Origin of the sequence: Oceanobacillus polygoni, from assembly GCF_008304605.1 — a bacterium.
GTDB lineage: Bacteria > Bacillota > Bacilli > Bacillales > Amphibacillaceae > Oceanobacillus > Oceanobacillus polygoni.
In genome coordinates this window covers 276623-290797 of record NZ_PIJY01000045.1, presented here as the reverse complement: position 1 = coordinate 290797, position 14175 = coordinate 276623, and the positions used below count along the sequence as shown (strand labels likewise).

Here is a 14175-nt window from a genome sequence, read left to right as displayed (position 1 = left end):
GCTTAAAAGAAAAACCAGCCCTTATAGAAAGGGGGCTGGTTTTTCTTATTGGGTATCAGAAGCATCTGCGCTGTCTTCTATTGATGTACATTTATTATAAAAATCCTGTATTTCATCCGTCGTACTAACAGCATATTTGTTCTGATAAATACGATTGACTTCATTGACCATCTTTTGACCAATTCCAGCATTCCGGTGAGAAGGATTAACTGAAACATGCTGAACGATTGCATCAATACCATTTTCAATCCTAATTCCAATTGCTCCTAAAACATCATCTTCCTCTTTCCATAAATGAAGATGCCAGTCATCATTGGATTCATACTCTTTAATGGTCTGTTGCAATTTTTTAACGTCTTTCTTTTCATCAGGCATAAAAGACAATAGACCCATTGCAATCTTTTCATGATTTTTTTTATAACGAATTAACATATTTACCCCTCATTAATAAAACCTTTTGATCTTTAAGAAATGATCTGTGAACATGGAAAACTGTTTTTATACATACTTATATTATATTTATGGCACTATTAAACGTGTTTGTCAAATATACGTACTGGATAAAGATTTCCATTCTCAAGCATTGACAATTTTCACATAAATCATACGATTGCGGTACAGATTATTTTCTGCTGATCGAATTGAAGATGGTAAATCCATCTGTTTGCTTCCCTTTGAATTTGAAAGGAATCATATTCACAACAGCCATCCATACATTAAACCAAAAAAGTAGTTGTAAAAAGCTATTCGGATGCACTTCATGAATGATATAAATAATCGTTGCAGCCACGCCATTAAACATGGGGCCAAAAAATGTAATCCAAATAATTTCTGATTTTTTATAAGGCCTGTCCCTCTTGCTTTCCGTAACTCCGCCTACGAAGTATATGGAACGAAATGTTAGCTCAAGGTCATACAATGCGACTGTCCATTGTCTTTTACCTATACCTAAATATAATTTTATCCGATCTGCTTTTACCAATTTTGCACCGCATGCATGACCAAGCTCATGAATGAGCGTGCAAATTGGTGCAATAATCAAGACAAGGCATGCAAATAAATAAAGACTCATGAAAGCTGCCTAGAAAATAGTGTTCTAAACGTTATTCGCTTATTACTCGAACTTCTTTCATTACATCGCCATTTTGCATGGATTTGGCATGTTCGATTCCTGATGTTACTTGTCCAAAAACAGTATGTACCCCATTCAAATGTGGTTGTGGCTCATGAACAATAAAGAATTGGCTGCTTCCTGTATCTTTGCCTGCATGTGCCATCGATAGTGAACCTTCTACATGTGTATGTGGGTTTCCTTCTGTTTCACATTTAATTGTGTACCCAGCTGATCCAGTACCATTCCCTATTGGACATCCGCCTTGACTTACAAAGCCTGGAATGACACGGTGAAATGTTAAGCCATCATAGAAATTCTCATTTGCAAGTTTCTCAAAGTTAGCAACCGTGTTTGGCGCTTCATTTGGATAAAGTTCAAATTCGATTTTATTACCATTTTCTAATAGAAAATATCCTTTTTTAGACATATAATTACATCTCCTCATTAATTTAGTAAAATCCAAAACTATTTTATCATTAATTAGTTGGATTGGAAAGAATAGCTACCTGCCTATTCATAGGACAAGTCATTTTTGACAACATCTTGATATGTTTCCCGTTTTACGACTAATTTATCGATCCCTTCTTCAACAAACACAACTGCAGCATTCGGGAATCGATTGTAATGACTTGCCATTGAATAACTATAAGCACCTGTAGAAAAAACGGCTAGAATATCACCAGGTTCTACATCTGGAACTGGTAAATCCCAAATTAACATATCACCTGATTCACAGGCTTTACCAGCGATGGAAACTTCCTTAGTAGTTCTTTCCATTGGTTTATTAGCAATAATAGCTTCATATTTTGCTTGATATAATGCAGGTCTGATATTATCTGTCATTCCTCCATCTACGGAGACATATTCCCGTACTCCTGGAATATCTTTCATCGCTCCGATGCTATATAAAGTAATTCCAGCATTGCCAACAATGGATCTACCAGGTTCAATCCAAATTTCCGGCATTGGTATTTCTAGCTCTTCCGAATGTTTCTGTACAGCTTGTACTGTCGCTTTTACATATTCCTGATGTCCTAACGGCTGATCTGCTTTCGTGTAACGAATCCCAAAGCCTCCTCCTAGATTTAGAACCTCTGGTACATAGCCATATTCTGCTTTCCATTTAGCAAGTTCATTAAATAAGATATCTACAGCCACTTGGAATCCTTCTGTTTCAAAAATCTGTGAACCAATATGACAGTGTAGTCCTTTAAGTCGAATGGTTTTATGCTTATACAGTTGTTTAAAAGCCTGATCCGCATGACCATTCTGTAGGTTAAATCCAAATTTGGAATCCTCATTCCCCGTCATAATGTACTCATGAGTTTTCAGCTCTATCCCTGGTGTTACACGCATAAGTACGTCCATTGTCTTATTTTGTGCGCTGAGCTGTTCATCTAATAGCTTAATATCATGAAAGTTATCAATAACAATGCAGCCGATGTTGTGTTCAATTGCCATTGCAATTTCTTCAGCGCTTTTATTGTTCCCATGCATATGTATTCGTTCTGTTGGGAATCCCGCTTGTAACGCTGTATATAATTCTCCCTCAGAGATGACATCCAGACATAAATCTTCTTGCTTTGCTATTTGCAGCATTGCAATTGAGGAAAAGGCTTTACTAGCATACGCAACTTTTGCCTGTACATTTAATTCCTTAAATGTATTGACAAAGCTTCTTGCATTTTCACGAATCATGGAAACATCGTAAACATAAAGTGGTGTACCATATTTTTCAGCAAGTGTTATCGTATCTACTCCACCAATCTCAAGATGTCCGTTTTCGTTCGTTTGAAACGGATGATGATTAATTATCATAATATGTAGTCCCCCGCTTTTAATGTATGAAATAATAGGAATACTTTATCATATTGAAACATAAATGCGCAAGTAACAAAAAGAACTAAACTAATCGTTAGTTCTTTTTGCCACGTCTGTAATTATTCTTCGGATGAACAATACTTGGTCGCGTAAACATATCTGGAACAGGCTTTCTTAAAAGTATGTGAGACATTGCCTTTGCATTAAACGGCAATAATGGCCATAAATATGGTGTTCGGAGTGACTTGATATTTGCTAAAAATAGTATATTTGCTACAAGCCCTATCACAAATCCTGGCAGTGCGAAACAGCCAACAAGAAGAACGAGAAATAAATTCATTATTTTATTGGCAACACTTAGCTCATAGCTTGGCGTAACATAAGCACCAATTGCACTAACGGACACATAAAGAATCACTTCTGGAGTAAATAAACCAACATCAATTGCGATCTGACCGATTAATACAGCAGCAATTAACCCCATCGCAGTTGATAATGGTGTTGGTGTATGAATTGCCGCCATTCGGAGAAATTCGATCCCGATGTATGCGAGAATAATCTGTATCATTATTGGTATGTTTCCTTCCTCATTCGGACCAATAAATGATAATTCCTTTGGTAGTAGGCTCGGGTCAGTCACAAATAATAACCAAACCGGTAATAGGAACATAGAAGCAAACACAGCTAAGAAACGAATGAAACGTATGAATGTACCAATTGCAGGAGCTTGCCTATACTCTTCCGCATGTTGTAAATGATGGAAAAAAGTAGTAGGAAGGATAATCGCACTTGGAGACGTATCTACAAAAATTAGAATGTGTCCTTCGAGTAAATGACTCGCAGCTACATCAGGTCTTTCCGTGTATCGAACAAGTGGGAATACGTTCCAATTTTGACCAATAATAAACTCTTCAACTGTTTTTTCTGCCATCGTTATACCATCAATATCAATTGCGTCGATTTTCTCTTTTACTAAATCAATCAAATCATCATCCGCAATATCTTGTAAGTAAGTAATACATACATCTGTTTTAGAGCGCTCGCCAACTTTTAGCATTTCATTCCGAATTCTTTCATCACGCAATCTTCTTCGAGTAAGGGCAGTATTTTCAATAATATTCTCGGTAAATCCATCTCTCGAGCCTCGAATAACTTTCTCTGTATCAGGCTCCTCTGGACTTCTACCCGGATAGTTTCTAACATCAACAACAAACGCGAATTGTTCTCCATCGATAAAAACAGTAATTAAACCTGATAAGACTTGATCTGCAGCTTCATCCATTGTTTTTACAGGATCAACTTGCTGATGTACGATACGATTTCCAATAATTTCTGGTAATTTTTTGTAATTTGTTTCAACATCATTGATTTCGACGAGTTTTTTCAACATCTCTTGTATAACAGACGTATCACATAATCCAGTCACATAATAAATATGGATTTTACGCTTTAGGATAATTAATTCTCTAAATCCTACATCAAAAGAGCGCCCCATTCCTAGTCTATCTTCCATATAGGCTTTATTTTCTTCAATTTTTGGTGATATTTTTTTCATAGAAGTTTTATTTCCCAAATTACTCCACCTCTTATTTAACAAAATAGGTCCACTGGAATAAGGATCCAAAAATCTTTCCAAATACAATAGCCATCAATAGAAATAATAAATAATGGTCCAAACGAATTCTACGGGATAATATCGGAAAAACATTCAATACCTCCGTTAGTGCTGCTGCAAGCATCCCATTGAAAATACCATGAAGAAGTCCCCAGAATAAAAGCACCAAAACAGGCTGATGCAAATTAATATCTGCAAACGAAAAATAGGTTCCCATCATAAGCCCCAAGATGACACTTGCACTGTATACCTTTATTAGTTTTTCTGTTTTACTTAATTGAATAAGTCTTGGGATGATCCCAAGCACTGTTATAAATGCGACAAAGCCAGCCCCAACAGCAAGACCCCCACTAAAACCAATGAGTATTTGCAGGAAATTAACGAAAAGGTTCTGTATCATTTAGCTTGTTTTCATGATGATTTAAGTAATGATTAAGGTCCTGTTGATAATTATATATCTCTACTTCAAGCGGGCTAGGCTCTTCATTAAACCTCCGATTAAACCAATGATTAAAAAATAATAATGTTCCAATTCCTAAACCAAAGGAGTACGGAATTTGTATCCATAATGGAAATTCATTTTCTTCACCCGTCAGAAGGAAGTGAAGATGTTGTTGAACTTCCTGCATACTGACATCATAGTGGAAGTTCATAATAGTCATCGCTGTACCAATGAAAAGTAGGAGCCATACAAATGATGCGACCCATATGTTTAAGCGTTTTTTTTCTGTGTTAATACGTACAATTGTTTGTTCCGGTCCAGAGGTTTGAATTTCTAATCCTTCGTATTCATTTATTAAATGATCAATGATTAAGAAGCTATCGATAATAACAATGTTCTTATCTTTTTTTGTAACTCTATAAATAGGAGTATTTTCCAACTTATACTTATGGATATTCGCAGCAGATATAAAAGCGATATCCTTAAGTAGAAGCTGTCTAAGTGTAGTTAAATCAACTGTTTTTTTCATTCGAAGATAAATAACTTCTGCCAATGGAATAACTTCCTTTCCATTTAAGCTGTTTCACTTAGTATTGGTCAGTTGTAAGAAATTTATCATATAAATGTGCGAAAACCTTTTATCAATTTGATTTTGATTTGAATGTCTTGATTTAAATTCACCTTAATATCTAAGTTCGATTTTGAAAGAAACTGCGAACTACTGCAATTATGGATTAAGCGTGCGTATACCCCGCTACGGAAAGCATCCGCCCGAAGCGATCCCGGACGGCAATAGTTGCTCATACTAAGCAATTAGGTTAGTGCGAAGTTTATATAAAAATCGCACAAAAAAACACCACAAATTGTGATGTTTTAAAAAAAGATTCCTTAGGACGAATCCATATTTTTCTTCATATCCTCTAGAATCTTCTTCTCAAGCCTAGATACTTGAACTTGAGAAATTCCTAGCCTTTCCGCTACTTCTGTTTGTGTTTGGTCTTTATAATAGCGCAAGTAAACAATTAATCGTTCTCGTTCACTTAAATTCTGAATGGCTTCTTGTAATGTGAGTTTATCGAACCATTTGGTATCCTGGTCTGCAATTTGATCCAAAAGTGTAATCGGGTCACCATCATTTTCAAAAACGGTTTCATATATGGAATGTGGTGATTTCGCAGCTTCCTGTGCGTGTACAACTTCTTCTGATGAAATTTCCAGTGCGTCGGCAATTTCTTTCACTGTTGGTGATCTGCCTAATTGTTTCGTTAGTTCGTCCCGTTTTCGACGAATTTTATTACCTGTCTCCTTCAGTGAGCGACTTACCTTGACGCTCCCATCATCTCTAATGAACCGCTGTATTTCTCCAATTATCATTGGAACTGCATACGTAGAAAATCGGACATCATAGGATAAATCAAATTTATCGATTGCTTTAATCAGCCCAATGCTGCCAATCTGGAACAAATCATCTGGATCATAGCCTCTATTAATAAACCGTTGGACAACCGACCACACAAGACGAATATTTCTTTCTACAAGTAGATCTCGTGCCTCTTTATCGCCTTGTTGGCTCTTTAAGATATATTCTTTCACTTTTTCATCTGACAGCTGTTCCTTTTGGCGGGTGTTTTTAACATTTACATTCATGGCATCACCCTCAGTTATACACTGTTTTGGTCTTTGATAGCTGCTTTGTCATATATACTGCAGTTCCCTTTTCCGGGGTTGAAATGACCTCAACAGAATCCATAAAATTTTCCATGATTGTAAAACCCATTCCCGATCTTTCCATTTCTGGTTTAGATGTATATAGCGGCTCTAAGGCTTCCGTTACATTTGTAATTCCAATTCCGTGATCCTTAATCGTTAATTCAATTTCTTCGTCATTCAATGTACATGTAATATAAACTTTATGATGTGCTTCTCCATTATAGCCATGGATAATCGCATTCGTTACAGCTTCAGAAACGACAGTCTTAATTTCTGTCAATTCTTCCATTGTCGGGTCAAGCTGCGCTATAAAGGACGCTACGGTTACTCGAGCAAAAGATTCATTCTCACTGACACTTGAGAATTCCAAATTCATTACGTTTTTCATGAAGCCACCCCCAGTGTTGCTAATGCAAATTCTTCGTTCTCCTCAAGTCTGACAATTTTAAACAGCCCTGACATTTCAAATAATCGCTTCACCGGTGGAGATATGGAACATACAACCATTTCTCCACCTAATTGAATAACCTCTTTATATCGTCCAAGTACGACACCAAGCCCAGAACTATCCATAAACGTCACTTCTTCCAGGTTGAGTATGATATGCTTAACTGGATTTTCATATAACATATCTTTCCACTTATCACGTAACAATTCTGCTTCATGATGATCCAATTCACCGGATAGTCTCACAATTAAGACGTCACCCTTTACATCAAATATTGAATGAAGCCCCATATTTATTCCTCCTTATAAGAACTGTATAAGGTTGTTCAAAAAGTCCGGTAAAAATGACACATCGAATTTCTTCGTTGGCTTGCTTTTCTGTTCCTCGCGTATTAATTGCATACGTTCCGGTACTCAAAGCTTCACCGCCTCGAACTTCTCGGTCCTTTTTATCCTCCTTTTTTGAACATACACTGTATTAACCTATTTCTTTATTGGGAGGTCTAATTCCTGCTACCTGACAAAAGAAGTGTTTATACACTTAAATTAGTGTGATTTCACCATTTCTTGCACCGTTCGTTTCCATAATGAAAAATATGTTGTTTTTTCAATATCTTCCTCAACTGTTAAAGGTATTTCGTATAAAACTTGCTCTCCATCCTTCACGTATAATTTGCCTACCTCATCTCCCCTTTTTATTGGCAGGTTCCATGCTTCCTGAAGCTCCACCTCTGTACGGATATTCTTTTCAGCATCGCCTTTCTTATGAAGGGTACTGATGGATTGTTTTGTTACGATATCAACGTTCTTTTGCTTTGATTTCAATAAACGGACATCGGTAATTTTTTCGTCTTTATCGAATAGCTTATTCGTCTCAAATTGATTGAATGCATAGTCCAGGAGACCTGACACCATTGCATTCCTTTCCTTTGGAGATTCTGCACCCATTACAACAGCAATAACGCGCATATCGTCTCTCTTAGCAGTAGCAGTTAAACAGTATTTCGCTTCACCTGTATACCCTGTTTTTAATCCATCCACATCCGGATAGAAACGGACAAGCTTATTTGTGTTTACGAGCCAGAACTCATTGTCTTGCCCTTTTCTTAAATAGTCTTCATAGATAGACGTGTAATCCGTTATCGATTCATACTTTAATAGTTCATTCGCAATAATCGCCATATCATAGGATGTACTGTAGTGATCATCTGCAGGTAAGCCTGTGGTATTTTGAAAATTCGTGTTTTCAAGCTTTAATTCCTTTGCTCTTTCATTCATTTTTTTCACAAATGCTTCTTCGCTGCCAGCAATACGCTCTGCTAAAGCAACACTAGCATCATTACCTGACGCAATTGCTACCCCTTTTAGGAGATCGTCAACAGACATTTCCTCCCCTGCTTCAAGGAATATTTGTGATCCACCCATAGAAGCAGCTCGTTCACTTACACGTATCATTTCATCTTTTTGTAAATTTCCTTCATTCAACGCTTCCATAATTAGGAGTAACGTCATTATTTTGGTCATACTTGCTGGCGGTAACTTTTCATGAGCATTTTTATCGAAAAGTATTTCGCCGGTATCCTGTTCCAGTAAAATAGCTGATTTTGCATCTGGAGCAAGGTTTAATAGATTATTTTCTTCCTCCGAATTACTTTCTTCTGCAAGAGCAGAAACAGGTACTACTAACGCTATTACCATCATAATTGTAATAAGTCTCAAAACCTTTTTCATCGTCTTTTACCTCCAGCAATCAATATAAAAGCGTGTTCAAAAAAGAAGAACTAGATTGGCTAAAGTCTAGTTTTTCCTATCTGCCCATTGGAAAGAACGATACCTCATTTTCCCCAGAATTTTTGAACATCCTCTATAATGTAAGGATTGACGAATATTGGCATTTTCATACGCAAAAAAATAAAAAAGAAAAAGCACACAACCGTGCGCTTTTCCATGTTTTTATTCCGTTATTGTCTGATAAATTAATGTGGGAGCCTCCATATGATCGGTCGTTATCGTAATATTTTCATACAACTTTTCAATGACTTGGTCAACATTTTCCTGATTGGAGTGAATTGTCAATAAGGATTCACCTTCTGCAACAGCGTCACCTATCTTCTTATGGAGCACGATACCAACACTTAAGTCAATTTCAGATTCTTTCGTAGCTCTGCCAGCACCGAGCATCATTGCAGCAGTACCTAATTCATCAGCAACGATTGTTGCTACCCTACCAGCGGTTTTAGCAGGTAAGTCGATTTTAAATTTCGCTTGTGGTAGTAATTCTGGATTGTCTACCACATCTTTATTACCACCTTGCGATTCTATAAACTGCTTGAATTTCTCAAATGCTTTTCCATTTGTAATGGATTCCTGTAATAACTGTCGTGCCTCATCAATATCTTTTGCTTTGTCAGCAAGCACGACCATTTGACTTCCTAAGGCGAGGCAAAGCTCTGTCAGATCCTCAGGGCCTTTTCCTTGAAGCGTTTCAATTGCTTCTTTAACTTCAAGCGCATTCCCAATCGCATATCCTAGTGGTTGACTCATATCCGAAATAACAGCCATTGTATTCCTTGAAACTTTATTACCAATGGAAACCATCGCATGCGCTAGTTCTTCTGCATCTTCTAAATCTTTCATAAAAGCTCCGGCACCAGTCTTGACGTCTAGAACAATCCCGTCAGCTCCGGAAGCGATTTTTTTACTCATAATCGAACTAGCTATTAGTGGAATCGAATTTACAGTTGCTGTAACGTCCCTTAAACTATATAGTTTCTTATCAGCTGGTGTTAAATTACCTGATTGACCAATAACCGCCACTTTATTTTTATTAACGAGATCGATGAACGCATCATTTGATATTTCTACATGAAATCCTGGAATGGCTTCTAATTTATCAATTGTACCACCAGTATGACCTAGTCCTCTTCCGCTCATTTTTGCTAAAGGTACATCAAGCGAGGCAACTAATGGGGCAAGAATTAACGTTGTCGTGTCACCTACTCCACCAGTAGAATGTTTATCTACTTTAATTCCCTTAATCGCCGATAAATCGATCTGATCCCCTGATTCAACCATAGCCATCGTTAAGCTGGCACGTTCCTCTTCTGTCATATCCTGAAAATAAATTGCCATTAATAAAGCGCTAATTTGATAATCTGGAATTTCATCGTTTGTATAGCCATCAATAAAAAATGTAATTTCTTCCTTGGTTAATTCCCTGCCGTTTCGTTTTTTCTCAATGATGTCATACATTCTCATTTTTAATCACCTTTTTTATATATTTTAGTTTTGTAGAGGCCGTTCAAAAGGTCTGGAAAAAATAGCTATCGAACTTCTCGACTCTTTTTTTCCTCCTTTTGAACACACTTATACATACTTAAGCTGGTAATGTACTTACAATCTTTTTAACGAATTGTAGGAAGTTTGTTTTCACTTTTTCTGTTGTTTCAATTACTTCATCGTGCGTTAGTGGCTGATCTAATATACCTGCAGCCATATTTGAAATACAAGAAATTCCAAGAACTCGAATGCCAGCATGTCTGCTTACCATTACTTCTGGTACAGTAGACATTCCTACAGCATCCCCACCAAGTGTTCTCAGCAATCTAACCTCTGCAGGCGTTTCGTAAGCTGGTCCAGTGTTACCAACATACACACCTTTTTGAACGGAAATACCAAGTGAAGCTGCACAGCTTTCTGCATGCTTTATGAATTCTCGATCATAGCTCTGGGACATGTCAGGAAAACGAACACCTAAGTCTTCATCGTTTTTCCCGATTAATGGGCTATTCCCCATATTATTAATGTGGTCGGTAATGAGCATGAGGTCACCAGGAGTGAATTCCTCATTAATTCCTCCAGCGGCATTCGTTACGATAATGGACTCGATTCCTAAATCCTTCATAACACGAACCGGAAATGTTACTTGGGTCATGGAATAGCCTTCATAGTAGTGAAAACGTCCCTGCATCGCGATAACCTGCTTACCTTCTAACGTTCCGATTACAAGTTGTCCCTTATGTCCAGATACTGTTGATTCTGGAAAGTGTGGGATGTCCTTATAGGCAATGGTTAGCGGATTTTCAATCTCTTCACCAAGAACTCCTAAACCAGAACCAAGAATTAAGCCAATTTCTGGTGTCTCTTTTAGTTTGCTTTTCACATAATTGCTCGCTTCTTTAATTGCTGCATGATTCATTTTGCTGATTCCCCTCTATTTAATTTCATTTAAAAAGCTTTTTCCATGATTAGGCATAGGTATGTTAAAGTTATCAGCAATTGTAGCACCGATATCTGCAAATGTTTCTTTAATTGGTAATGCTCTTCCTTCTGAAATGGCTTTATGATGCACTAGCAATGGTACATATTCTCTCGTGTGGTCTGTACCATGATGCGTCGGATCATTCCCATGGTCTGCAGTAATAATTAACAGGTCATCCTCTTGTAATTTATCTAAAACCTCAGGCAATCTTGCATCAAATGCTTCCAATGCTTTTCCATAACCCTCCGGATCTCTTCGGTGACCATATTTTGCATCAAAATCAACTAAATTCAAAAAGCTAATACCTGTAAAGTCCTGATCCATTGATGCCACCAACTTTGTCATGCCATCATCATTATCAGTTGTTCGAACTGCTTGGGTTACTCCTTCGCCATCATAGATGTCGGAAATTTTCCCTAATGCAATCACATCCAGTTTATTATCTTTCAATTCATTCATTACCGTCCTGCCAAATGGCTTCAATGCATAATCATGTCGGTTTGATGTTCGCTCAAATGCACCAGGTTTACCAATAAACGGACGTGCAATAATCCGGCCAACCATATATTTTTCATCTAATGTTAGAGCACGCGCGATTTCACAAATGCGATACTGTTCTTCAATTGGAACGATTTCCTCATGTGCTGCGATTTGCAGTACTGAATCTGCCGACGTATAAACAATCAGAGCACCGGTTTTCATATGTTCTTCTCCAAGCTCATCCAATATTTCAGTACCTGATGCCGGTTTATTCCCAATAATTTTTCTTCCAGATTTTTCTTCCAGTTCATTTAATAACTCATCTGGAAATCCGTCAGGGAACGTTCGAAATGGCTTGCTTATGTGAAGACCCATAATTTCCCAATGTCCGGTCATCGTATCTTTCCCGTTGGAAGCTTCCTGCATTTTTGTATAATGTGCTTTTGGATGAACAGCCTTTTCAATTCCTTTTATTTCTTTAATATTACTTAATCCCAATTGGCCCGTATGTGGCATATTCAAACCATTCATATGTTCTGCAATATGTCCTAACGTATCAGCACCTACGTCGTTAAATTGCGCAGCATCTGGTGCCTCACCAATCCCTACAGAATCCAAAACAACTAAAAATACACGTTTAAATTGATTCATTTCTATCAAACCTCCTGTTACTATATTCCCGCATCACTAAGGATATATGTTTCAATTTTATGATGTAGGATGTCAGACCACTGTTTCGAAACCAACTTCATGCTCTAGGATGGTATGCCTTATACATATCTTTTAATCGTGCTTTTGTGACATGTGTATAAATCTGAGTTGTTGAAATATCAGCATGTCCGAGCATTTCCTGAACAGCACGTAGGTCTGCACCATTTTCTAGTAAATGCGTTGCAAAGGAATGTCTTAGCGTATGTGGGGTTAATGTTTTATTAATCCCTGCATCTCTAGCTATCCCTTTAAGAATTTTCCAAAAGCCTTGGCGTGATAAGGCTCTACCATGCTGATTAACAAACAATGCCGATTCAGTTTTATTCTTTACGAGCTTCCCTCTTGCAAGGTCTAAATATTGCTCCAATGCGTTTCTTGCTGCATCACCTAATGGAACAATCCTTTCTTTTGATCCTTTTCCAAAGCATTGAACGAACCCCATTGTTAGGTGCAAATCACTAATCTTCAATGAAATTAGCTCGGATACTCGAAGCCCTGTTGCGTATAGTAATTCAAGCATTGCTTTATTACGAATGGCAAGCGAAGAATTCGTTTGAATATCGAGTAATTTTTCTACATCTGCTTGAGACAGAATGTCAGGAAGCTTTCTTTCTTTTTTTGGTGTTTCAATATGTAAACTAGGGTCATGGGGCACAATCTGTTCGCGAATTAGAAATTGATGAAAGCTGCGAATTGATGAGACATGTCTTGTAATGGTTGCTGTCGACTTACCACTATCTTTTAGCACATATAAGAAGCTTATAATATCATTTCTAGTTACTTGATCCCATGATTGTTTCTTTGCTTCCTTTTCAATATGTTCGATATAATGTTTAAGGTCACGTCTATAGGAACCAAGTGTGTTATCGGACAGACCACGCTCGATTTGCAGAAAATGAATAAAATCCTCCAATGCGTATTTCAACATACATACTACTCCCCTGCCTTGAAAAATAATTGAAATCGTTCCAATAGCTTTGTTTGTGAATAAAACACTTTAACAGCTGGGCCTTCGGGAGGATCATAACGATGAATTTCTTCATACTCCCGATGCATAATTTGTAAGCCTACATAAAATAAAACGGTACACATTGTAAAAATCACAAACACTTTTATCGTATCTCGTATCATTCTGTTCACCTAGCACTACTCCCCAAAATAGTTGTTTATTTAAAGATATGCTAGGTTAGAATCACAATATACTATTCAAATGTAACCTTTTTCAAGCAATTTGTAAATTATAACAAAATAAAGTCCAGCTCAACATTTAAGCAAAAATCAGAAATAGGTAATAGCTAAATGGAGGAAGTGGAGATACTTTATACCAATGGCCTAGGATAACTTTCTTAGCGTTCAAGAGAAACGGCGGACTAATGTTATTTGCTAAGTCTGATCAAGAATCGTCGTCCGGGATCGTCCGGGCCGATGCTTTCCGCAGGCACGGCCTCAGCCCTTCTCGAGAAAACCACTCTGCAGGGTTTTCGGACACGTGCTGTTCCCGAAAGAGTCACCGCCGGACTGGTTAGAGCGACGATTTTGTTTTTGATAAACGTTGTTGTAATGGCCAATAAACC

16 protein-coding genes are annotated in these 14175 nt (G+C 37.4%); all 16 read right to left on the bottom strand.

Annotated elements, in window-relative coordinates:
- Positions 1–45: 45 nt before the first annotated feature.
- The 16 genes from F1560_RS20330 to F1560_RS20255 all read right to left on the bottom strand — a co-directional run bounded on the left by F1560_RS20330 (position 46) and on the right by F1560_RS20255 (position 13732).
- Positions 46–432 (bottom strand): GNAT family N-acetyltransferase, encoded by a 387-nt coding sequence (locus F1560_RS20330; RefSeq protein ID WP_149476445.1) that lies wholly within the window; start codon positions 430–432, stop codon positions 46–48.
- Between the two features lie 190 nt (positions 433–622).
- A complete protein-coding gene (locus tag F1560_RS20325; protein WP_149476444.1) occupies positions 623–1072 on the bottom strand; it encodes a site-2 protease family protein in 450 nt (149 codons plus the stop codon).
- 31 nt (positions 1073–1103) lie between these two features.
- Positions 1104–1541 (bottom strand): peptidylprolyl isomerase, encoded by a 438-nt coding sequence (locus tag F1560_RS20320; protein ID WP_095308902.1) that lies wholly within the window; start codon positions 1539–1541, stop codon positions 1104–1106.
- An 83-nt stretch (positions 1542–1624) separates the two neighbouring features.
- Positions 1625–2932 (bottom strand): diaminopimelate decarboxylase, encoded by a 1308-nt coding sequence (lysA, locus tag F1560_RS20315; protein ID WP_149476443.1) that lies wholly within the window; start codon positions 2930–2932, stop codon positions 1625–1627.
- Positions 2933–3029: 97 nt separating this feature from the next.
- Positions 3030–4490: a spore germination protein gene (locus F1560_RS20310; RefSeq protein ID WP_149476515.1), complete on the bottom strand. Its 1461-nt coding sequence runs from the start codon at positions 4488–4490 to the stop codon at positions 3030–3032.
- A 31-nt stretch (positions 4491–4521) separates the two neighbouring features.
- Positions 4522–4950: a stage V sporulation protein AB gene (locus F1560_RS20305; protein WP_149476442.1), complete on the bottom strand. Its 429-nt coding sequence runs from the start codon at positions 4948–4950 to the stop codon at positions 4522–4524.
- Positions 4928–5545 carry a stage V sporulation protein AA gene (locus tag F1560_RS20300; RefSeq protein WP_149476441.1) on the bottom strand — a complete coding sequence of 206 codons (618 nt, stop codon included), beginning with the start codon at positions 5543–5545 and terminating at the stop codon, positions 4928–4930. The genes F1560_RS20305 and F1560_RS20300 overlap by 23 nt, the downstream gene beginning before the upstream one ends.
- A gap of 335 nt (positions 5546–5880) precedes the next feature.
- Positions 5881–6639 carry an RNA polymerase sporulation sigma factor SigF gene (sigF, locus tag F1560_RS20295; RefSeq protein WP_149476440.1) on the bottom strand — a complete coding sequence of 253 codons (759 nt, stop codon included), beginning with the start codon at positions 6637–6639 and terminating at the stop codon, positions 5881–5883.
- Between the two features lie 10 nt (positions 6640–6649).
- Positions 6650–7090 carry an anti-sigma F factor gene (spoIIAB, locus tag F1560_RS20290; RefSeq protein ID WP_149476439.1) on the bottom strand — a complete coding sequence of 147 codons (441 nt, stop codon included), beginning with the start codon at positions 7088–7090 and terminating at the stop codon, positions 6650–6652.
- Entirely contained in the window at positions 7087–7440 is a 354-nt protein-coding gene (gene spoIIAA / locus F1560_RS20285) for an anti-sigma F factor antagonist (RefSeq protein WP_149476438.1), read from the bottom strand. The genes spoIIAB and spoIIAA overlap by 4 nt, the downstream gene beginning before the upstream one ends.
- A gap of 255 nt (positions 7441–7695) precedes the next feature.
- Entirely contained in the window at positions 7696–8880 is a 1185-nt protein-coding gene (locus tag F1560_RS20280; protein ID WP_187773786.1) for a D-alanyl-D-alanine carboxypeptidase family protein, read from the bottom strand.
- 222 nt (positions 8881–9102) lie between these two features.
- Positions 9103–10407, bottom strand: a complete 1305-nt coding sequence (locus F1560_RS20275; RefSeq protein ID WP_149476437.1) for a pyrimidine-nucleoside phosphorylase — start codon at positions 10405–10407, stop codon at positions 9103–9105.
- 118 nt (positions 10408–10525) lie between these two features.
- On the bottom strand, positions 10526–11347 hold the full coding sequence (locus F1560_RS20270; protein ID WP_149476436.1) for a purine-nucleoside phosphorylase: 822 nt from the start codon (positions 11345–11347) through the stop codon (positions 10526–10528).
- Between the two features lie 15 nt (positions 11348–11362).
- Complete coding sequence (deoB, locus tag F1560_RS20265; protein WP_149476435.1) at positions 11363–12541, bottom strand: phosphopentomutase; 1179 nt, start codon at positions 12539–12541, stop codon at positions 11363–11365.
- Positions 12542–12638: 97 nt separating this feature from the next.
- Positions 12639–13529: a site-specific tyrosine recombinase XerD gene (xerD, locus tag F1560_RS20260; protein ID WP_149476434.1), complete on the bottom strand. Its 891-nt coding sequence runs from the start codon at positions 13527–13529 to the stop codon at positions 12639–12641.
- Positions 13530–13534: 5 nt separating this feature from the next.
- Positions 13535–13732 (bottom strand): DUF4227 family protein, encoded by a 198-nt coding sequence (locus tag F1560_RS20255; RefSeq protein ID WP_149476513.1) that lies wholly within the window; start codon positions 13730–13732, stop codon positions 13535–13537.
- Between the last annotated feature and the right edge of the window lie 443 nt (positions 13733–14175).